General features: G+C 68.0%; 19 protein-coding genes. 12 read left to right on the top strand and 7 right to left on the bottom strand.

Annotation, left to right across the window (positions count from 1 at the left end; all coding sequences use genetic code 11):
* Positions 1-5: 5 nt before the first annotated feature.
* Both aroB and BLU38_RS29925 read left to right on the top strand, forming a co-directional pair.
* On the top strand, positions 6-1,121 hold the full coding sequence (gene aroB, locus BLU38_RS29930) for a 3-dehydroquinate synthase (RefSeq protein WP_231920098.1): 1,116 nt from the start codon (positions 6-8) through the stop codon (positions 1,119-1,121).
* Between the two features lie 202 nt (positions 1,122-1,323).
* A complete protein-coding gene (locus BLU38_RS29925) occupies positions 1,324-2,982 on the top strand; it encodes a right-handed parallel beta-helix repeat-containing protein (protein ID WP_091531075.1) in 1,659 nt (552 codons plus the stop codon).
* An 18-nt stretch (positions 2,983-3,000) separates the two neighbouring features.
* Here the strand turns inward: BLU38_RS29925 and BLU38_RS29920 are convergent, their stop codons facing one another.
* Entirely contained in the window at positions 3,001-3,396 is a 396-nt protein-coding gene (locus BLU38_RS29920; RefSeq protein ID WP_091531071.1) for a VOC family protein, read from the bottom strand.
* A 47-nt stretch (positions 3,397-3,443) separates the two neighbouring features.
* Entirely contained in the window at positions 3,444-4,064 is a 621-nt protein-coding gene (locus BLU38_RS29915; RefSeq protein ID WP_197679926.1) for a GNAT family N-acetyltransferase, read from the bottom strand.
* 97 nt (positions 4,065-4,161) lie between these two features.
* Here BLU38_RS29915 and BLU38_RS29910 point away from each other — a divergent pair, with 97 nt between their 5' ends.
* The 3 genes from BLU38_RS29910 (at position 4,162) to nusB (ending at position 5,774) form a co-directional block, all read left to right on the top strand.
* A complete protein-coding gene (locus BLU38_RS29910; protein WP_091533405.1) occupies positions 4,162-4,554 on the top strand; it encodes a ribosomal protein L7/L12 in 393 nt (130 codons plus the stop codon).
* A gap of 191 nt (positions 4,555-4,745) precedes the next feature.
* Positions 4,746-5,309 carry an elongation factor P gene (efp, locus tag BLU38_RS29905; protein WP_091531069.1) on the top strand — a complete coding sequence of 188 codons (564 nt, stop codon included), beginning with the start codon at positions 4,746-4,748 and terminating at the stop codon, positions 5,307-5,309.
* A 6-nt stretch (positions 5,310-5,315) separates the two neighbouring features.
* Positions 5,316-5,774, top strand: a complete 459-nt coding sequence (gene nusB, locus BLU38_RS29900; RefSeq protein ID WP_091531065.1) for a transcription antitermination factor NusB — start codon at positions 5,316-5,318, stop codon at positions 5,772-5,774.
* Between the two features lie 110 nt (positions 5,775-5,884).
* Here nusB and BLU38_RS29895 read toward each other — a convergent pair whose 3' ends face one another.
* From BLU38_RS29895 to BLU38_RS29885, 3 genes are all read right to left on the bottom strand, one after another.
* Positions 5,885-8,185 carry an MFS transporter gene (locus BLU38_RS29895; RefSeq protein ID WP_091531062.1) on the bottom strand — a complete coding sequence of 767 codons (2,301 nt, stop codon included), beginning with the start codon at positions 8,183-8,185 and terminating at the stop codon, positions 5,885-5,887.
* Positions 8,182-8,766, bottom strand: a complete 585-nt coding sequence (locus BLU38_RS29890) for a MarR family winged helix-turn-helix transcriptional regulator (RefSeq protein WP_091531059.1) — start codon at positions 8,764-8,766, stop codon at positions 8,182-8,184. The genes BLU38_RS29895 and BLU38_RS29890 overlap by 4 nt, the downstream gene beginning before the upstream one ends.
* A gap of 312 nt (positions 8,767-9,078) precedes the next feature.
* Positions 9,079-9,579, bottom strand: a complete 501-nt coding sequence (locus BLU38_RS29885) for a MarR family winged helix-turn-helix transcriptional regulator (protein ID WP_197679925.1) — start codon at positions 9,577-9,579, stop codon at positions 9,079-9,081.
* A 151-nt stretch (positions 9,580-9,730) separates the two neighbouring features.
* Here BLU38_RS29885 and carA point away from each other — a divergent pair, with 151 nt between their 5' ends.
* Genes carA through pyrF form a run of 4 tightly spaced genes read left to right on the top strand, consistent with a single transcriptional unit; the run spans position 9,731 to position 16,234 of the window.
* Positions 9,731-10,924, top strand: a complete 1,194-nt coding sequence (gene carA / locus BLU38_RS29880) for a glutamine-hydrolyzing carbamoyl-phosphate synthase small subunit (RefSeq protein WP_091531054.1) — start codon at positions 9,731-9,733, stop codon at positions 10,922-10,924.
* The gene (gene carB, locus BLU38_RS29875) at positions 10,924-14,250 is read left to right on the top strand and encodes a carbamoyl-phosphate synthase large subunit (protein ID WP_091531051.1); all 3,327 of its coding nucleotides are present in this window, start codon (positions 10,924-10,926) and stop codon (positions 14,248-14,250) included. Before carA ends, carB begins: the two co-directional genes overlap by 1 nt.
* Positions 14,251-14,258: 8 nt before the next feature.
* Complete coding sequence (locus tag BLU38_RS29870; protein ID WP_091531047.1) at positions 14,259-15,389, top strand: quinone-dependent dihydroorotate dehydrogenase; 1,131 nt, start codon at positions 14,259-14,261, stop codon at positions 15,387-15,389.
* The gene (gene pyrF / locus BLU38_RS29865) at positions 15,386-16,234 is read left to right on the top strand and encodes an orotidine-5'-phosphate decarboxylase (RefSeq protein ID WP_091531044.1); all 849 of its coding nucleotides are present in this window, start codon (positions 15,386-15,388) and stop codon (positions 16,232-16,234) included. The genes BLU38_RS29870 and pyrF overlap by 4 nt, the downstream gene beginning before the upstream one ends.
* A gap of 189 nt (positions 16,235-16,423) precedes the next feature.
* On the opposite strand, the gene BLU38_RS29860 is transcribed toward pyrF, so the two are convergent.
* Positions 16,424-17,458 carry a cation diffusion facilitator family transporter gene (locus BLU38_RS29860; protein ID WP_091531041.1) on the bottom strand — a complete coding sequence of 345 codons (1,035 nt, stop codon included), beginning with the start codon at positions 17,456-17,458 and terminating at the stop codon, positions 16,424-16,426.
* Positions 17,458-17,823 (bottom strand): ArsR/SmtB family transcription factor, encoded by a 366-nt coding sequence (locus BLU38_RS29855; RefSeq protein WP_091531038.1) that lies wholly within the window; start codon positions 17,821-17,823, stop codon positions 17,458-17,460. The genes BLU38_RS29860 and BLU38_RS29855 overlap by 1 nt, the downstream gene beginning before the upstream one ends.
* A gap of 774 nt (positions 17,824-18,597) precedes the next feature.
* On the opposite strand from BLU38_RS29855, the gene BLU38_RS29850 reads away from it, so the two are divergent.
* From BLU38_RS29850 to gmk, 3 genes are all read left to right on the top strand, one after another.
* A complete protein-coding gene (locus tag BLU38_RS29850; protein ID WP_091531035.1) occupies positions 18,598-19,191 on the top strand; it encodes a maltokinase N-terminal cap-like domain-containing protein in 594 nt (197 codons plus the stop codon).
* A 146-nt stretch (positions 19,192-19,337) separates the two neighbouring features.
* Positions 19,338-19,652 carry an integration host factor, actinobacterial type gene (gene mihF, locus BLU38_RS29845; RefSeq protein WP_091531031.1) on the top strand — a complete coding sequence of 105 codons (315 nt, stop codon included), beginning with the start codon at positions 19,338-19,340 and terminating at the stop codon, positions 19,650-19,652.
* Positions 19,653-19,655: 3 nt separating this feature from the next.
* Positions 19,656-20,228: a guanylate kinase gene (gene gmk / locus BLU38_RS29840; RefSeq protein ID WP_091531027.1), complete on the top strand. Its 573-nt coding sequence runs from the start codon at positions 19,656-19,658 to the stop codon at positions 20,226-20,228.
* The last annotated feature ends 14 nt before the right edge of the window (positions 20,229-20,242 follow it).

Below are 20,242 nucleotides of genomic sequence, written 5' to 3'. Positions count from 1 at the left end.
GGTGTGTGAACTTGCAGCAGTCGACCACCACGATCACCGTCAGGACCGACCACTCCTACCAGGTGCGGGTCGGTCATGGTCTGGCCGAGGAGGTGCCGCCACTGCTGGCCGGCAGCCAACGGGTCGCCATCGTCCACCAGCAGAGTTGCCGCGATCTGGTGTCGGCGCTGGAACTGCGGCTGGTCGCCGACGGGCTGGACGTGTTGCGGATCCCGGTGCCGGACGCCGAGGCGGCCAAGACGACCCAGGTGCTGGCCTACTGCTGGACCTCGCTCGGCAAGGCCGGGTTCACCCGCTCCGACACCGTGATCGGGGTCGGCGGCGGAGCCGCGACCGACCTGGCCGGCTTCGTCGCCGCGACCTGGCTGCGCGGGGTCCGGTTGATCACGATTCCGACCACCCTGCTGGGAATGGTCGATGCGGCGGTCGGCGGCAAGACCGGCATCAACACCGCCGAGGGCAAGAACCTGGTCGGTGCCTTCTACGAGCCGGCCGGGGTGTTCTGTGATCTGGACGCGTTGCAGACCCTGGTACCGGAGGAGCTGACCCCGGGTCTGGCCGAGGTGATCAAGTGCGGCTTCATCGCCGACCCGGCGATCCTCGATCTGGTCGGCGATGATCCGGGCGCTGCACAGGACCCGGGCTCGGACCTGATCGCCGAGCTGGTCCGCCGATCGGTGCAGGTGAAGGCCGATGTGGTCGCCGCCGATCTGCGGGAGGCGACCTCGGTCGGCGACCGGGTGGGCCGCGAGCTGCTCAACTACGGCCACACCCTGGGACACGCCATCGAGCGCCGCGAGCACTATCGCTGGCGGCACGGCAACGCCGTCAGCGTCGGGATGTGCTTCGCCGCCGAGCTCGCCCGGCGGGCCGGCCGGCTGGCCGACGAGGTGGCTGCCCGGCACGCCGAACTGCTGTCCGCGGTCGGGCTGCCGACAGCGTACGATCCGCAAGCCTTCGACGAACTGGTGGAGGCGATGGCACTGGACAAGAAGACCCGCGGTTCGACATTGCGATTCGTCATCCTGACCGACCTGGCACGGGCGACGATCCTGGTCGGTCCGGAGCCGGAACTTCTGCGCCGAAGCTACGCCGCGATCTCCGAACCGGAACCGTCGTGACACCCTGGCCACGGTGCGGCAGGAGGAGTTGCTGAGACGGGTGTATCGGCCAGATAAAGATTCGGCCCGTGGGTTGGTCGGGGGACTGGTGATGTGGTTTTCTCGATCGGGGCTTCGCCAACGGCCTCCGCTGGGTCACGCGAACGGGTTCGTCCGGCCCCGAGACCCGTAGCCCCACACCAACAGCGAGGAGCCGCATCGGATGAGAACACGACGAGCATGGCGACGGTTCAGCACCGTCGGCGTCGCCGTCGTGTTGGCGCTGCTCAGCGCGATCGTCGGACCGCTGCAGCAGGCTGACGCGAGCACCAAGAACGTTCCGGGACAGTTCGTTTCCAAGCTCTACACCGAGGCACTCGGCAGGGTCCCGACCAGCACGGAGTGGAACGCAGCCGTCCAGCAGTTCGCCGACGGCGGCTGCACCGCGCAGACCCTGGCCGATCTCGGACAGAGCGTCTACACCTCGGCCGACTTCGCCCGGCTCGGATACGACAACCCGGCCAAGCTGACCACCCTGTTCCGTGGCGCCTGGAATGCCGAGGCCGATCCCGGTCTGCTGGCCCAGTGGCAGAGCGGTCTGTCCCAGGGCGAATCCTGGTCGGCGGTGGTCGCGCAGTTCTTCGTCGCGCCGCAGTTCACCGAACTTGTTCCGAAGATCTGCCGCGGCGGCTCGGACTCCAGCGCGACCTCCTACGGGATGTCGGGTGAGGCGGCCGACGGACTGCCGCGAGCGACCGGCGGCTTCGCCGGCACCGAGGAGGACCTGCAGCGCACCCTGGACCAGACGCCAGCCGGCGGCACCGTACAGCTCGCCGGGCGGGCGGTCGTCCGGGTGACCAAACCGCTGCGGGTGCCGTCCGGGGTAACGCTGACCACCTCCGGCGAACCGGCGACCGAGCAGTACGCCGAGATGGGCCGGCTGGTCCGAGCCGGTGACTTCGACGCAGCGATGGTCGACGTCGCCGACGGAGCCAGACTGAGCGGGGTGTGGATCGACGGTGCCCGGAACAATCCGGACAACTCCGCACCCGAACGGACCAACGTCAGAGTGCTCGGCGGAACCGGAACCGCCGTCGTGGGCAACAAGATCTCCAACACCGCTGGCTCGGCCAGCGTCCAGGTCCTCGGCGAGTCCGCCGGGCACAGCTGCAGCCGGGTCGTCGTCAGCAAGAACCTGATCACCGCCTACTCCAACGATCACTACCTGACCAAGGAGCTGTCCCGGGACCGCACCACCGGGACCTGGAGCGACGGCATCGACGTCGGCTGTTCCGACAGCACGGTCACCGACAACCAGATCGTCGACACCGGCGGCGTCGGCATCATGCTCTACCGCGGCGCCGACGACACCTCCCGCCCTCAGCGGTCGACCATCTCCGGCAACACCATCGCCTCGGCCGGGGTGCCGATGTACGCCGCCATTGCGGTCAACCCGCTCTACTACGTGCTGAGCAAGGGCGAGGCCAAGGACTACGACTTCGGTGGCAGTACGATCAGCGAGAACCATCTGTGGACCGCGCCCAACACCCACTTCGTGATCGGGATCAGCATCGGCAGCAGGCCCTGGTACGGCGGGATGGCGATGGTCGGAGCCAACAGCGGCCACGGTGTCAGCGTCGCGGGCAACGGAACCTCCGGGATCGGCGCGCGGGTGCGCACCGGTATCGCGGTCAGCGGGATGGACGACGTGCGGATCACATCGGATCCGGCGGTCTGGCAGCACGGTGTTCCCGGCAAGTCCGGCGACGCCTGCCCCTCCACCGACGTCGCCGCCTCCAAGACTGCCGGCACCGCAGACGGGCTGGACACCGAGGTCAGCTTCGAAAACACCGATCTCGACGGCTGCATGGGCGAGCCCTGAGCCGACCGAGGTCGTCGTTCAGCGCCCCGGCTCGAACAGTTCCACCGGATTGCCTGCCGGATCCTGCACCAGGATCTGCTGGCCGCCGACCCCGGCGACGATGTCATTGCGGAACTCCGCGCCGGCATCGCGCAGTCGCTCGACCTCGGCCTGCAGATCGGTGACCTCGAGGCTGAACCTGTTCCAGCCGCCCGGCATCGGCACCGTTCCGTCCGGCATCGCCTGACCGCCACCGCCGGAACCACCGGGAGCCGACAATGCGAGTCGGAGGGCGCCGCGGGTGACGATCGCGAACCCCGGCGCCGGATGCATCTGGACCGCAAAACCGAGCAGTCCGGTGTAGAAGTCGATAGCGGCATCGACGTCGTCGACGATGTAGCGCACCAGAACCGATTCGACCGTGGAGTCGCCCATGATTCCACCTCCTGGCAGTATCCGACCAGGATCGCCCATCTGCGGCGTCAATGCACCCCTTCGGCTCCCGGATCGGTTGTCGCAGCCGGGTCGGTTGTCGTCGGCGGATCGTCGTCCAGCGCACCGGGGGCGAGCTTGGCCATCAGGATCTGGTCGTACCACTGGCCGTCCCAGTGCAGCGCATGCCGCAGCACGCCCTCGGTCTCGAAGCCGAGCTTGGTGTAGGACCTGATCGCCCGTTCGTTGAAGGCGTAGACGCCGAGACTGATCCGGTGCAGGCCGACCAGTCCGAGGCCGAAGTTGATCACTGCTTCACCGGCCTCGGTGCCATAGCCCTGGCCGGCGACGTCGAGTCCGCGCAGGCTGATCCGGTAGTTCATGCTCTCGTTATCGGCATCAAGATCATTGAGCACGACCTCGCCCAGATAGCTGCTGTCGTCGTTGCGGATGATCGCCCAGTCGGCGCGGTCGGAGCGGCCAGGCAGATTCTCCAGATGTTTGCGGACCTGGTCCTCGGTGAAGGTGCCATGGGTGCCGGTCAGCTTGTCGGTGTCGTGATTCTGCAGCGATCGCCACAGCTGCGGTCCGAACCGTGGACCCATCGGCACCAGTTGGGTGCGCGCGGTCTTCAGGGTCGGCTGTTTGGCCAGGAACTCGGTGCGGATCACCTGCCGAACGCTACCGGCTCAGCCCCGTCCGTGATCGCCCGCCATGCTCCATCGCGGTGAGGGCCGACCGGGTGCGTTCGGCGGTAAGGTCGGGCCCATGGATTGGGTGCTCGTCGCAGTGACGGCAGGTGCAGTGCTGGTGGCGATCGCGGTCGCCGGCCGGCAGCGTCGGGCGGTCCGCGTTCAGCAGGAGCGGCTGCGGCAGTTGGAATCCAGGCTGGACTCCGCCCTGGCGCAGCAGCAACCCGCTCCGGGAACACCCCCGGCGGTGCAGAACCCGAGCGCGCAGAATCCGGACGACATCTCCTTCGTCGGTTACCCCCAATACGCGAACCGGCGACAGCCTCGGTTCGGCCCCGATCCGCGTCTGGACGAGGTGCTCCGGTTGGTCCGGGAGGGTAAGAAGATCCGCGCGATCAAGGTGTACCGGGAGCTGACGGGCGTCGGTCTTGCCGAGGCGAAGGCCGCCGTCGAGGGGCTCACCCGGTAGCCCGATCCGGGCGCGGCAGCCGCCGGCAGCCGTCGGCTTCGGGTTGGAAGCGGTCTTCCGGTTAAACTGGGGCCGCCCGACCGACCGGGCTCGCACATTCGACAAGTGCAGAACACACGGCTTCCACCGGCCGACGACCCGAGGCAGCTGCCCGGGGGCTCCGTGGAGCGAAGACACGAAGGGTAACGCGGGTGATCTCGACCAACGATCTGAAGAACGGCACCGTGCTCGACCTCGACGGCCAGCTCTGGACCGTGATCTGGTTCCAGCATCACAAGCCCGGCAAGGGCAACACCGTGGTCCGGACCAAGCTGAAGGCCGTGCTGTCCGGCAAGGTCGTGGACAAGACCTTCAACTCCGACACCAAGGTCGCCGACGCCCAGGTCGACCGGCGGGAGATGCAGTACCTCTACTTCGACGGCTCCAGCTGGGTGTTCATGGACACCCAGACCTATGACCAGTTGAGCCTGGAGGAGAACGTCGTCGGCGATGCGAAGAACTACCTGCTCGAGGAGCAGTTGGTCACCGTCGCCCTGCACGAGGAAAATCCGCTCTACATCGATCTGCCGGCCTCGGTCGAGCTCGAGGTCACCTACACCGAGCCGGGGCTGCAGGGCGACCGGAGCTCCGGCGGCACCAAGCCGGCCACCGTCCAGACCGGGCTGCAGATCCAGGTGCCGCTGTTCCTGACCACCGGCGAGAAGGTCAAGGTCGACACCCGGACCGGCGAGTACCTCGGCCGGATCGGCAGCTGACGCAACGTGTCGGCGCAACCCTCGCGCGGCCCGGACACGTCGGGTCGCACCCGGTCCACTCGGACCAAGGCGCGTAAGCGTGCGTTGGACATCCTGTTCGAGGCGGAGCTGCGGGGCCGGACGGCGATCGAAACCCTGGCCGAGCGGACCGCCGACGCCGATCCACCGGTCCGTGACTACACGGCCCAGCTGGTCCGCGGGGTCGAGGAACACCGCCCCGAGCTGGACGGCCGGATCACCGCCCATCTGGCCGCCGGGTGGTCGCTGCCCCGGATGCCGCGGGTGGACCGGGCCGCCATCCGGATCGCGGTGTACGAGATCGATCACGTCGCCGACGTGCCCGACGCCGTCGCGGTCTCGGAGGCCGTCGAACTGGTCGGGGAGTTGTCCACCGACGAATCGCCGAGCTATGTCAACGGGCTGCTCGGCGCCATCCTCACCGACAAGCTGCGACCCACGGACTGACCAAGCACCGACCTGGAACGCGAAGAGCTCAGCCGCACCGGATAGCCGGTGCGGCTGAGCTCTTCGCTCCTCCCGGACTCGGCTGACTCGGTCAGCCGGCCGCCGTGGGATCAGCCGTCGGTGCTGCGTTCGTCGGTGGCCGCCAGTTGGCCGCTGACCCGAGCCGACAGCTCGCGTTCGACCTCCCGGAGCTGCTCGATCCGCCGCTCCAGATCGGCCCGCTGCTTCTCGGCATCGGAGATGATCCGATCGGCATCTCCGCGGGCACTCGCCGTCACCCGTTCGGCGGTCTGCTGGCTGTCCAACAGCAGGTTGTACTCGTACTGTCGAAGTTCACTGCCACCGGCACCGTCGGGTTGCGGCTCGGCCGACCCCGGCTTGGCCTGCATCAGGTCCTCCCGGATCGCCTGCAGCTCACGGTGGAAGCCACCCATCGCGGCATCCACCTCATGCGACACCGTGTCCAACCGGACCGCGACCTGATTGAGGCTGTCGCGGAAGCCGGCGTCGTACTGCCGGACCCGTTCCTGGGCCGCGGTGAGGACGTCCAGTGCGGCCACCGAACGGCGGCCAGCCGGATCGTCCAGCAGCGCATCGTCGAAGGCGTCCGCGGACTGGGCCCCGTTGGTCTGGTCCGGCGACCGGCCGTTGGTTGTCAGGCTCGCGGCGTTGACAACCGGCTCACCGGATGCCGACCCGTTGGTCGTGGCCGGGGTCGGCCTGCTGACCAGATCGACGGCCTGTTCGGCGGCGGCGACCGCCGCCGGGGCGGTCGCGGCCTGCGGATCGACAGCGGCCGCATCACCGGAGTCAGCGGGCGACTGCATCGACACGGTGGTCCGCAGCGGGACCTCGCGGACCAGCAGCACCGCGATGAACGCCGCGATCGCGATGATGCCGGCGATCAGGAACAGTGTCCCGAAGGTGTCGCCGTAGGCGTGCCGGACCACGTTCTCGATCGGATCGGGCAGGGCGGACAGGTCGAGATCGCCGCCGCCGCTGCCACCGAGCAGCTTGGCCGCCACGCCCTGCAGCGCCGCCGGCAGGGAGCGGATCCCGTCCAGTGTCTTGGTCTCGACATTGTCGGCCAGCACCGCACCCAGCACCGAGACACCGACCGCGCCGCCGAGGGAGCGGAAGAACGAGATCGTCGCCGAGGAGGCACCGATGTCCTTGACGTCGACGGTGTTCTGAACGGCGAGCACGATGTTCTGTACCAGCGCGCCGATGCCGATACCGGCGACGGCCATCCAGATGGCGACCTGCCAGTAGGGCGTGTCACTGTCCAGGGTCAGGCCGAGGGTGCCCATGCCGCCCATCACCAGGACGGTGCCGATCACCATGATCGGCTTCCACCGTCCGGTCCGGCTGACCAGCTGTCCACCGATCACCGAGCTGAGCAGCTGGGCCAAGATCATCGGGATCGTCATCAGGCCGGCCTTGGTCGGGGAGTGTCCACCGGCCAGCTGGAAGTACTGGGTCAGGAAGGTGCCGCTGCCGAACATCGCGACACCGACCGCCATCCCGGCGATGATCATCAACGCGGTGGTGCTGTTGCGCAGCACCTTGATCGGCACGATCGGCTCGGAGTGGTTGAGCTCGATCGCCACCGCGATCCCTGCCGCGGCAAGGAAGGCGAGCAGGAAGACACCGGACTGCCAGGAGATCCAGTCGTAGTCCTTGCCGGCGAAGGTGACCCAGAGCATCGGCGCGGCAGCGGCGATCGCCAGGAACAGTGCGCCGAAGTAGTCGATCTTGACCTTGCGCTTGGTCAACGCCGGCAGGTGCAGGGTGACCTGCAGCAGGATCAACGCGATCACGGCCAGCGGGACACAGACGAAGAAGCACCAGCGCCAGTCGAGATTGTCGGTGATCACGCCACCGAGCAGCGGGCCGGAGACAGTGGCGACGGCCATCACCGCACCCATGTAGCCGCTGTAGCGACCCCGTTGCCGCGGCGCGATGATCGTGCCCATGATCGACTGGGTGAGAGCGGTCAGCCCGCCCATGGCGATGCCCTGGGCCGCGCGACCGACCATCATCTGCCAGATCTCGGTGGAGAACCCGGCGAAGACCGAGCCGGCGACGAACAGCACGATGGAGAACTGGATCAACAACTTCTTGTTGAACAGGTCCGACAGCTTGCCCATGATCGGGGTGGAGATGGTCATCGCCAACAGCGATGCGGTGATCACCCAGGTGTATTGACGCTGCGTGCCGTGCAGGTCGCTCATGATCGTCGGCAGCGCTGTCGACACGATGGTGGACGAGATCAGAGCGGTGAACAACGCGGCCAGTAGGCCGGTCATCACCTCCAGGATCTCCTTGTGCGACAGTTCTTCGCCCGCCTGGTGCCCGTTTGAGGGCGTGGGATCGGGGGAAGGACTGCGTTCCGCGACAGCGGTGCTCATGCTGTTGTCTTCTCCAATGCAGTGCGTGAGGTGGAGGCGGGGATCTCAGAATCGTCGGGAGGTACGCCGTCGGCGGGCGGCGTTGTCGGGCGGATGTCCGGGGCGGCGAGCGGATCGATTCCCTTGTCGTCCGCGAGTCGCATCTGGTTGACCCAGGTGACCACCGATTCCTCCAGGCGTTGGAGCAACCGGACCGACTGTGCCGCGTCCTCGGTCGACCAGTCGGCGAACGCCTGGCTGACCAGGTCGAGGGCGCGGTCCTGGCGTCGCTGCAGGTGTGCTCGGCCGGTGTCGGTCAGATGCACCCGGCAGGCCCGTGCGTCATCGGGGTCGGGGACTCGGACCACGAGCCCGTCGGACTCCAGAGCGGCCACCGCGCGGGATGCGACCGACGGCTTGACCTGCAGCTTCTCCGCCAGGTCGCCGAGTCGGGGATCGGCGTCGCGGACGAAGTGCAGCAGGGCGATCGGCGTACCCGAAACGCTCTTCTCCGCATCGCGATGCGCGATGATGCGGGTCGTACGTGACAGCGACACCAGCGACTCCAGCAGGGTCGCTGCCTGGTCGCGATCGAGTCCCATGATCCGTGCTCCTTTGGTTGCTGAAAGCAACTATATTCCTCATGTCGTTGCTTAGCGAAACTAAATCGGGTGGCGTAGATCACGGTCTCAGCTTGGGCTCAGTCCCACCCCTGCATCCGAGAAGACCGCAGGACGTCGGCGTCGGAGAGATCTCGGCATCCCGCGTCAGCCGGCCAAATGGTCGCTCGTGTTGCGATATCGCCCCCGGCAATTCGGATCGGCTGGGGCGATATCGCAACACCTGCTGCCATCTGGCGCCGGGCCGCCGGCGGGGTTGTCGGTTCGCGTTCGGGGCCCGGAGCGGCGGGTGACTCAGTCGTCGGCGGAGAGGGAAGCGCTGAGTCGGCCGAGCAGGGCTGCCAGTTGGGACAGATCCTCGGCGTCCCAGGAATCAAGCCGGCGGAGCATCTCTTGGCGACGCGCTTCCCTGGAATCCTCTACTGCGGTCCGGCCGCGTTCGGTCAGCGTCACCAGCCGTGCTCGGGCGTCCAGCGGATCACGGACCCGGGCGACCAGGCCGAGGCGTTCGAGATCGCCCAGGCTGCGGCTCAGGGTCGACTTGTGCAGCCGGGTCCGGCCGGCCAGTTCGACCGCCCGTACGCCGCCGGCCTCCTCGGAGCCGTGCTGGCTGGGCTGGGCCTCGAGGATCGCCACCAGGAGCCCGTAGCCGGGGGCATCGAGCTCGGGATGGATCCGGGCCGCCATCCGCGCCGAGACATGTCGGGCGCTGCGGAACAGCAGGCTGAGTTCGCGTTCCAACTCCGTCGTCGCAGCGGCTCGGGCAGCAGCCGGCGCCGGGTCCTCGGTCCCCACGGCGCTCAGCTTAGACAGTGACCCGCCGGTCACCGGAGAACGCGCTCGCTCCGCGGGCATGCTGGTGCGGGGGAGGGCAGGAACACTGATACGCTCGGGCCGTACATGCCAACCTTTAAGACCTGTCCTGTGAGGCAGGAAAGGACGGTAGATGTCGCACTCTGCGCCCTCGCCACACTCTGCCCGTTTCCGGGATCCCTCCTCTGATTCGGCCGAAACGTCCCGCCAAGCCATCCTCGTCCTGGAGGACGGTCGCAGCTTCACCGGTGTCGGCTTCGGCGCCACCGGAGAGACCTTCGGCGAAGCGGTCTTCCAGACCGGCATGACCGGATACCAGGAGACGCTCACCGATCCCAGCTATCACCGTCAGGTCGTCGTCGCCACCGCGCCACACATCGGCAACACCGGTTGGAACGACGAGGACGACGAGTCGGGCCGGATCTGGGTCGCCGGCTACGTCATCCGCGACGCCGCCCGGATCCCCAGCAACTGGCGGTCCCGCCGCAGCCTGTCCGCAGCGCTCGAGGATCAGGGCATCGTCGGCATCGCCGGGATCGACACCCGGGCGCTGACCCGGCACCTGCGGGAGCGGGGCGCGATGCGGGTCGGCATCTCCAGCACCGAACTCGATCCGGCCAGACTGCTGGAGAAGGTCAAGCAGCAGCCGCAGATGAGTGGCGCCCACCTGGCCGACGATGTCACCATCGCCGAGCCGCAGGTGATCCCGGCGATCGGCACGAAGCGGTTCACGGTGGCGGCGGTCGACCTGGGCATCAAGTCGATGACCCCGCACCGGATGGCCGAACGAGGCATCGAGACCCACGTGCTCCCGTCGACCGCCACGGCGGCCGATCTGCAGGCCATCGGTGCCGACGGCATCTTCTTCTCCAACGGCCCCGGCGATCCATCGGCGGCCGAGGAGCAGATCGCGCTGCTGCAGCAGGCGCTGGAGTCCGGGCTGCCGTACTTCGGGATCTGCTTCGGCAACCAGCTGTTCGGTCGGGCCCTGGGGCTCGGCACCTACAAGCTGACCTACGGCCACCACGGCATCAATCAGCCGGTGATGGACCTCGGCACCCGCAAGGTCGAGGTCACCGCACACAATCACGGCTTCGCCGTCGACGCACCGATCGGCCAGGACACCCAGACCCGGTACGGCACGGTGCGGGTCAGCCACGTCTGCCTGAACGACAACGTGGTCGAGGGGCTGGAGCTCACAGATGATCAAGGAAGGTTGAAGGCGTTCTCGGTGCAGTACCACCCGGAGGCTGCGGCCGGACCGCATGACGCGTCCTACCTGTTCGACCGGTTCGTCGAGCTGATGACCGATCGGAAGGACGCCTGATGCCGCGCCGCGATGACCTGCAGTCGATCCTGGTGGTCGGCTCCGGCCCGATCGTGATCGGTCAGGCCTGCGAGTTCGACTACTCCGGCACCCAGGCCTGCCGGGTGCTGAAGGCCGAGGGCTACCGGGTGATCCTGGTCAACTCCAACCCGGCGACGATCATGACCGACCCGGAGTTGGCCGACGCCACCTACGTCGAGCCGATCACCCCCGAGTTCGTCACCAAGGTGATCGAGAAGGAACGGCCCGACGCGCTGCTGGCGACCCTGGGCGGTCAGACCGCGCTGAACACTGCCGTCGCCCTGTGGGACCAGGGAGTCCTGGCCAAGTACGGGGTCGAGCTGATCGGTGCCTCGGTGGACGCGATCCAGCGCGGCGAGGACCGGGAATCGTTCAAGACGATCGTGAAGGACCTGCCCGCCGGGCTCGACGGCGAGGCCCAGGCCGAGGTGGCCCGGAGCCGGATCTGTCACACCCTCGACGATGTGCTGGCCGCCGCCGATGATCTTGGTTACCCACTGGTTGTCCGGCCCAGTTTCACCATGGGCGGCGTCGGTTCCGGCTTCGCCCACCACGAGGCCGACCTGCGCCGGATCGCCGGTGCCGGCCTGGAGGCCAGCCCGACCACCGAGGTACTGATCGAGGAATCGATCCTCGGCTGGAAGGAGTACGAGCTGGAGGTGATGCGTGACCGGGCCGACAACGTCGTGATCGTCTGCTCCATCGAGAACTTCGACCCGATGGGTGTGCACACCGGCGACTCGATCACCGTCGCCCCGGCGATGACCCTGACCGACCGCGAGTATCAGCGGATGCGCGACGTCGCGATCGGCATCATCCGCTCGGTCGGCGTGGAGACCGGCGGCTGCAACATCCAGTTCGCGATCAACCCGGCCGACGGGCGGATGATCGTGATCGAGATGAACCCGCGGGTGTCCCGGTCCAGTGCGCTGGCCTCCAAGGCGACCGGCTTCCCGATCGCCAAGATCGCCGCCAAGTTGGCTGTCGGCTACACCCTGGACGAGGTGCCCAACGACATCACTCGCCAGACTCCGGCCAGTTTCGAGCCGACGCTGGACTACGTCGTGGTGAAGGTGCCGCGGTTCGCGTTCGAGAAGTTCCCGGCAGCAGACAGCACGCTGACCACGCACATGAAGAGTGTCGGCGAAGCGATGGCGATCGGTCGCAACTTCACCGAGGCGCTGGGCAAGGCGATGCGCAGCCTGGAGGACAGCAAGGCTCCGTTCGACGTCGCCGGCGAGCTCACCGAGACCACCGAGGAACTGCTGGACCAAGCAGCGCGACCGCACGACGGCCGGATCGGTCTTGTCTACAAGGCGATCCGGTCCGGTGCCACGGTCGAGCAGGTCCATCGGGCGACCGGCATCGACCCGTGGTTCGTCGATCAACTCTGCTTGATCAACGAGGTCGCCGAAGAGATCAGGACGGCGCCCGAGCTGACCCCGGAAATGATCTTGTACGGCAAGCGGCACGGTCTGTCCGACGCCCAGCTGGGACAGCTGCGCCATCTGGACGAACAGGTCGTCCGCGGGGTGCGCTGGGCGCTCGGCGTCCGGCCGGTCTACAAGACCGTCGACACCTGCGCCGCGGAGTTCGCCGCGAAGACGCCGTACCACTACAGCTCCTACGATGCCGAGACCGAGGTGGAACCGCGGACCAAGCCCGCGGTGATCATCCTGGGTAGCGGGCCGAACCGGATCGGGCAGGGCATCGAGTTCGACTACTCGTGCGTGCACGCAGCCTTCGAGCTGAGCGACGCGGGCTACGAGACGATCATGATCAACTGCAACCCGGAAACGGTGTCCACCGACTACGACACCTCCGATCGGCTGTACTTCGAGCCACTCACCCTGGAAGACGTGCTGGAGGTCGTGCACGCCGAGCAGCAGGCCGGCCCGGTGGCCGGTGTGATCGTGCAACTCGGTGGTCAGACACCGCTGCGGCTGGCACAGGGGCTGAAGGATGCCGGGGTTCCGATCGTCGGCACCAGCCCGGAGGCGATCAACCTGGCCGAGGAACGCGGCGCGTTCGGCGAGGTGCTGGACAACGCCGGTCTGCCGTCGCCCAAACACGGGATGGCGCGGTCCTTCGACGAGGCCAAGGCGATCGCCGACGAGATCGGCTACCCGGTGCTGGTCCGGCCGAGCTACGTGCTGGGCGGTCGCGGGATGGAGATCGTCTACGACGAGGGCTCGCTGTCGGCCTACATCCGGCGGGCGACCGAGGTGTCACCGGAACATCCGGTGCTGGTCGACCGGTTCCTGGACGACGCGGTCGAGATCGACGTCGATGCCCTCTTCGACGGCACCGATCTCTACCTCGGCGGCGTGATGGAACACATCGAGGAGGCCGGGGTGCATTCCGGCGACTCGGCCTGTGCACTGCCGCCGATCACTCTGGGTGCCGAGGTGATCGACCGGATCAGGGTGTCCACCGAGGCGATCGCCGCCGGTGTCGGTGTCCGCGGTCTGCTGAACATCCAGTACGCCCTGGCCGGCGACGTGCTCTACGTGCTGGAAGCCAACCCACGGGCGTCGCGGACCGTGCCGTTCGTGTCCAAGGCGACCTGGACCCCGCTGGCCAAGGCGGCCGCCCGGATCATGCTCGGCGACACCATCGCCGACCTTCGTTCGGAGGGTCTGCTGAAGACCGAGGGCGACGGGGCCGACGAACCGCTCGGCACCCCGGTCGCGGTCAAGGAGGCGGTGATGCCGTTCAACCGGTTCCGCACCCTGGACGGATCCAGTGTGGACACCATCCTCGGCCCGGAGATGAAGTCCACCGGTGAGGTGATGGGCCTCGACCTGTCCTTCGGGACCGCCTTCGCCAAGAGCCAGGAGGGCGCGTCCGGGCCGTTGCCGGCCGAGGGCCGGATCTTCGTCTCGGCGGCCAACCGGGACAAGCGGCACGTGATCCTGCCGATCAAGCTGCTCAGCGAACTGGGCTTCGAGATCCTGGCCACCGCCGGCACCGCCTCGGTGCTGGAACGCAACGGCATCCCGGTCACCCGGACCCGCAAGCACAGCCAGGGCCCGGGGCCCCATGGGGAGAAGACGATCGTCCAAGCGATCACCGACGGTGAGGTCGATCTGATCTTCAATACCCCGCAGGGACAGAGCACCGACGGCCGGCCTCGTTTCGACGGCTACGAGATCCGGACCGCGGCCGTCGCCCGCAACGTGCCGTGCATGACGACGGTGCAGGGCCTCACCGCGGCAGTGCAGGGGATCGAGGCGATCCGATCGGCGGCGGTCGGCGTGAAATCCTTGCAGGACTGGGAAAAGTCCGTCACCGCGGCGCTGTGAGCCGGGCCATGACCGACGGGCTCGAACGCCGCGCACGCCAGGCCCGTCCGCTGCCGACGGCCACGGTCACCGATCTGGCCTACCAGCGGGTGATCCGCCCGGCGGTGTTCCGGATCGGCGACGGCGACGCCGAGCGGGCACACGAGACGACGCTGCGGATGCTGGCGACGGTGGGCAAGCTGCCACCGGCTCTGGCCGCGATGTCGGCTCTGCTGGCCCGCCACCGCCGACCGCTGACGGTCGCCGGGATCGACTTCGACGGCGTCGTCGGACTGGCCGCCGGAATGGACAAGTTCGGCATCGCTGCCCGCAGTTGGGGACCGTTGGGCTTCGGTTTCGCCGAACTCGGCACCGTCACCGCCCAGGCCCAGCCCGGCAACCCGAAGCCGCGGTTGTTCCGGCTTCCGGCCAGTGCCGCGGTGATCAACCGGATGGGCTTCAACAACGGCGGCGCCGAGGCCCTGGCCGACACCCTGGCCCGGTTCGGTGTCCGCCGCGGCAACCGCGCCGTAGGCATTCCGCTCGGCATCTCGATCGGCAAGACCAAGATCACGCCGCTGCACAAGGCGGTCGCCGACTATCTGACCTCGTTCCGGGTGCTGGCGCCGTACGCCGACTACATCGCGGTCAACGTCTCCAGCCCGAACACGCCCGGGCTGCGGTCGTTGCAGGACCGTGGCGCATTGACCGAACTGCTCAGCACGCTGTCCGACGAAGCCGCGATCGCCGGCCGCCCCGTGCCGATCCTGGTCAAGATCGCCCCGGATCTCACCGAACCGGCCCTGGACGAAGTGCTCGAGGTCGCCGATGACGTGGGTATCCAGGGCCTGATCGCGACCAATACGACGCTGTCCCGCGAGGGACTTGATCATCACGACCTTGATCTTGCTCCCGAGGTCGGCGGGCTGTCCGGCGCGCCATTGGCCCGCCGGGCCCGGCAGGTCGTCGGTTACCTTGCCGAACGGACCGAACTGCCGATCATCGGTGTCGGTGGGATCGACTCCGTCGACGATGCCCAGGCACTGCTCGACGCCGGCGCGCAGCTGCTCCAGATCCTCACCGGTTTCATCTATCGTGGACCCGGGCTCATCGACCGGATCAACCATCAGGTCCGGTTCAACCAGGAGGTCTCCCGATGACCCAGCAGGACAGCGCCGGTTACGGCGAGCGGCTGCGTACCGCGGTCGACAAGTACGGCCAACTCTGTGTCGGGATCGACCCGCACCCCGGAGTGTTGGACACCTGGGACCTGCCGCACGACGCCTCCGGTCTGGAGCGCTGCGCCCGCGGCATGATCGAGGCCGTCGCCGGCCGGGTCGCGATCGTCAAACCGCAGTCGGCCTTCTTCGAAGCCTACGGATCGGCCGGCGTCGCGGTGCTGGAGTTGCTGCTGGCCGATGCCAGGGACGCCGGACTGTTGACCCTGCTGGACATCAAACGCGGCGACATCGGCTCCACCATGGACGCCTATGCCCAGGCCTACCTGGCCGACGGGTCCTCGCTGGCTGCCGATGCCGTCACCCTCAGCCCGTACCTGGGGGCCGGTTCATTGGACGGATCGATCACCCTGGCAGAACAGACCGGCCGCGGGGTCTACATCCTGGCGGCGACCAGCAATCCCGAAGGTGCCTCGGTGCAGCGGGCCCGTACCGCGGACGGCGTGACGATCAGCCAGTCCATGATCGACTTCGCCGGCCGCTGCAATGCCGATGCGGTCGCCGCCGGACAGTGGGGCAACGTCGGTGTCGTGTTCGGCGCGACCGTGCCCGCCGACCACGGACTCGACCTCGACAACCTCGGTGGCAGCATCCTGGCACCCGGCTTCGGCGCCCAGGGCGGCACCTCCGATGGCATTCGCGACGTCTTCGGCTCCGCCTATCCGCACGTCCTGCCGTCCAGCAGTCGCGGCATCCTGGCCGCCGGTCCGGATCCCGACGCCATCCGCGCCGCCGTCGACGCGACCCAGGAATCGCTTCGGGGCTGAGGTCCACCTCGCGTGGTTGCGTTGCCTACGGGATCGGTTCGTCGTTCGCCGTCCGCGGCCGTTCGCAGCCTCGTACTCTTTCGGTGCCCACCGGAAGCAGGAGGATGCGAACCGCGTGAACGCGTCCGTCGGTCGCCCTCTCGCGAGCGTCGGAGCCGGGCGGGGCATCGGACACCGGGCAGGAATCCGCTAGTGGGCTGGCTCCGGTGCGCCGGTGTGACTCGTCGGGGTGAGTCGAACCGTCCCGATGCTGGGGAGAGCTTTGCGAATGGCGTGGTCGGCTTGGTGTTCGAGCACGTGGAACTGATCGATCGACATCTCTGGTTGGGTCGCGACTGTTGCTTCGACAGTCAGTCGGTGGCCGTTCCACCGCATCCGCACGTCGGGGACCGCGATCGCGCCCGGGAGTTGCGCCAGGGTGGTTTCTGCCTTCGTCACCAGGTTCGGATCGACGCCGTCGAGTAGGCGGCGGCCAATATCGCGGGCGGTGCCGATCAACAGCACGAAGATCGCGATGCTGATCAGGAGACCGATGATCGGGTCTGCCAGCGGGAAGCCGAGCCAGACGCCGATGACGCCGAGGACGACTGCCAATGAGGTGAAGCCGTCGGTACGGGCATGGACACCGTCGGCGACGAGGGCGGCGGATCCGATCCGGCGGCCGATGCGGATCCGGTAGACCGCGACGAGCTCGTTGCCGGCGAAGCCGATCAACCCGGCGGCCAGCACCCAGCCCAGGTTCTCCAGGGATTGCGGGTGGGCGATCCGGCGGATCGATTCGTAGCCGGCCAAGATCGCCGACAGGGTGATCATGGCGACGATGAACAGCCCGGCGAGATCTTCGATCCTGCCGTAGCCGTAGGTGTAGCGGCGGGTCGGCTTGCGGCGACCGAACACGAACGCAACCCACAGCGGGACCGCGGTCAGCGCATCGGAGAAGTTGTGGATGGTGTCGGCAAGAAGGGCCACCGACCCACTGATCAGCACGACGACGATCTGCAGGGCGGCGGTGATGCCGAGGCCGACCAGGCTGATCTTCACCGCCCAGACACCGGCCTGGCTGGCCTCCAGGGCGTCGTCAACGGAATCGGCGGCATCGTGGCTGTGCGGCACGAACAGACCGTAGAAGAAGCCCTTGATCCCCGTCGGATGCTCATGCCCGTGGTCGTGGTCATGCCCGTGCTGATCGGCAGGGTCGTGCTGATGGGTGGGTCGGTTGCTCACTACTCGGCCTCGTCTTGGGGGTGATGGTGGCGCGGTGTGCCGCCGAGGGAGTGCTCGGCCTGGAAGATCGCGGCCGTCACGAGCTGGCCGGCGTGCTCATCGGCCAGCTGATAGAACACGCGGGTTCCGTCCTGGCGTGTCGTGACGATCCGTGCCAGCCGGAGCTTGGCCAGATGCTGCGAGACCGCCGGCGGAGCCTTATCCACCAGATCGGCCAGCAGGTTGACCGACAACTCGCCGTGCTCGCGCAGCGCGAGGATGATCCGAACGCGGGTGGCGTCGGCCAGCATGCCGAATACCTCGACCGCCAGCTCGACGTACTGGCTGTCAGGCAGCCGACCACATGCCTCGCTATCTGCATTCATGCGCAGATTATGAGCAGATCACCACTGCCATCGCAAGCCTGGTCGCGATCGCCCGCGAGGTGTCCGGGAAGCGACGTCGGCGACATGGCGGCCCGCCGCTCACTCGACTGCTGGGTGGGCCGGACGAGCCTGCCCGGACAGGCAGCCCGGCCACGGACCGCTTGCCGGCGGCGGGCAACGAACGGCAAGTTGACAGTCGTCCACCAGTGGGCAGCTCAAGGGCGAGAGTTGGGATGGGAGCGGTCCCTCGTCGGTGCGGAGGACCTGTGCCGACCAAGTAGAGCCGGACCGGAGCCGATCGCTCTCGCACTCCAGATCGTCACGGGTTCGCGACGCCGGACCTCTCCCGGGTGCGGGGCCGGCCGTCGACCGTCCCGTGCAAACCGATCTCACCTGACACGCCGACCGACGTCCGAGCGCTCGGCTGTCCGAGGTTCCGCGCTGGCGCGGAGGCTGGGAACTTCGGACACTCGGCCACTTTTCGCGCTGTGTGTGGCCGAGGTGGTGACCTGCTGGACTGGGCCGCTGCCGGCGACCGGGCCCCCGACAATCGACCGGTCCGCGATCCAGCGCCGTTACGACCCAGCGTTGGTGATCTTGGGTGTTGAGGTCGATCCGGGAATCCTCAGATCGTCGGGTCCGCCTCGATGAGGTGAGCGGTTGCGGCAACCGTCCCGAGGTGCCGACTCGGGGAGGCCCCGACCGAGTTCCACGATCGCCGCGGATCACTGAGCGGGGTCGAAGGACGTCGACCGCGCGTCTTAAGCTGCGGTCATGGCGATCATCTACAACGCGACCATCACGCCGTCCAAGCCCGAGGTGGTTGACGCCTGGTTGGATCGTCAGTCCTGGGCTGGTGCCGGGCCGTCGGAGATGCTGGGCAGCTACCGGTTCGACGATCCCGAGGGCGAGGTCGGCGTCGAGGCGATGGTGCTGCGCCGCGGTGATCGGGTCCTGCAGGCGGTGTTGACCTACCGGCCCGGTCCGCTGGACGGCGCCGATGATCAGCTGATCGCGACCGTCGAGCATTCGGTGCTGGGACGACGGTGGGTGTACGACGCCGCCGGCGATCCGGTGGCTGCCGGTTGCTTCAGCCGCGCCCTGGCCGGCGACCAGGAGCAGGCCGTGATGGAGATCTGGGAGGGCGACCGGATCGTCGACCGGCGGGAGCCGACCGTACGGATCAGCCGGGTGACCGGCAATGGGTCCGCAGCCGAGGCCGACCGATCCGACGGGGTTGTCGAGGTCGCCGATCCGGACGGTCGACCGGTGCTGATCGCGCGCGTCGCGTCGGCGCAGATCGGTGGTTCGGAACGACTGATCGCCCGCTGGGCCGACGGTGAAGCCGTCGTCGCGGCCCGACCGTAGGGTCCGCCGCACGGGTGGCCACCGGTCAGGGTAGGTTTTCCAGCACAGCAGTCAGTGACCGGGGACCAGCGTCGGCGCCCGTCGGCTGACGCGTGTCGGGCCGCCGGTGAGCTGAAGGAGACGTAGGCGTTGTCGATGGAGTTGTTGTGCCGATCCCACGGCTGAGCGAAGAGCAGCGGCAGCAGGCCCGCGATGCCGCGACCCAAGCGAGACGGCGCCGCGCGGAGGTGAAGCAGTCGCTGCGGTCCGGCGAACTCTCGATCGCGGCCGTCCTGGAGTTGGCCGATTCCGACGAGATCGTCGCCCACACCAAGGTGATCGACGTGCTGAAGTCCCAGCCCCGGGTCGGCGAGGTCCGGGCGACCAAGGTGATGGAGCGGCTGAAGATCGCCCCGAACCGCCGACTCCGCGGTCTCGGACGGCACCAGGTCGACGGTCTGATCGCCGAGTTCGGCGGCTGAGGCGTGCCAGCCAGCCAGCCGACCGCCCACCGTCGACTGACCGTGCTGAGCGGACCGACCGCGGTCGGCAAGGGGACGGTGGTCAATCGGCTCCGGACCGACCACCCGCAGGTCTGGGTGTCGGTGTCGGCCACCACCCGGGCCCCCAGACCGGGGGAGCAGCATGGCGTGCACTACCTGTTCCTCAGTGACGCCGAATTCGACGAGCTGATCGCCACCGACGCGCTGCTGGAGTGGGCCGTCGTCCACGGCAAGCATCGTTACGGCACCCCGCGGCAACCCGTTCTCGACGCCTTGGCCGCCGATCGGCCGGCGATCCTGGAGATCGAGTTGCAGGGCGCCCGCCAGGTCCGACAGACCTGGCCGGATGCACACTTCGTCTTCCTGGCGCCGCCGACCTGGGAAGAGCTGCTGCGCCGCCAGGCCGTCCGCGGCACCGAGGATCCGGCCGAACGGGAACGCCGATTGCAGACCGCGCGGGACGAAATGGCGGCCCAGGACGAATTCGACGCCACCATCGTCAACCGCGATGTCGAGCAAGCGGTGCAAGACTTGGTAGACTTGCTCGGTCTGTGACCTGTGCCCGCCAC

It is taken from the genome of Microlunatus soli (assembly GCF_900105385.1).
Taxonomy (GTDB): Bacteria; Actinomycetota; Actinomycetes; order Propionibacteriales; family Propionibacteriaceae; genus Microlunatus; species Microlunatus soli.
Note: the sequence above shows the minus strand (reverse complement) of the source record. Positions and strands in the feature narration are given on the sequence as shown.

Bases quoted from the DNA above. Each gene is read 5' to 3' on its own strand.
- BLU38_RS29855 (WP_091531038.1), bottom strand. From the start codon at position 17,823: ATGAATGCAGATAGCGAGGCATGTGGTCGGCTGCCTGACAGCCAGTAC.
- BLU38_RS29890 (WP_091531059.1), bottom strand. From the start codon at position 8,766: ATGGGACTCGATCGCGACCAGGCAGCGACCCTGCTGGAGTCGCTGGTG.
- BLU38_RS29870 (WP_091531047.1), top strand. From the start codon at position 14,259: ATGACCGACGGGCTCGAACGCCGCGCACGCCAGGCCCGTCCGCTGCCG.
- BLU38_RS29910 (WP_091533405.1), top strand. From the start codon at position 4,162: ATGGATTGGGTGCTCGTCGCAGTGACGGCAGGTGCAGTGCTGGTGGCG.
- carA (WP_091531054.1), top strand. From the start codon at position 9,731: ATGTCGCACTCTGCGCCCTCGCCACACTCTGCCCGTTTCCGGGATCCC.
- BLU38_RS29850 (WP_091531035.1), top strand. From the start codon at position 18,598: ATGGCGATCATCTACAACGCGACCATCACGCCGTCCAAGCCCGAGGTG.
- BLU38_RS29895 (WP_091531062.1), bottom strand. From the start codon at position 8,185: ATGAGCACCGCTGTCGCGGAACGCAGTCCTTCCCCCGATCCCACGCCC.
- carB (WP_091531051.1), top strand. From the start codon at position 10,924: ATGCCGCGCCGCGATGACCTGCAGTCGATCCTGGTGGTCGGCTCCGGC.
- pyrF (WP_091531044.1), top strand. From the start codon at position 15,386: ATGACCCAGCAGGACAGCGCCGGTTACGGCGAGCGGCTGCGTACCGCG.
- BLU38_RS29925 (WP_091531075.1), top strand. From the start codon at position 1,324: ATGAGAACACGACGAGCATGGCGACGGTTCAGCACCGTCGGCGTCGCC.
- BLU38_RS29920 (WP_091531071.1), bottom strand. From the start codon at position 3,396: ATGGGCGACTCCACGGTCGAATCGGTTCTGGTGCGCTACATCGTCGAC.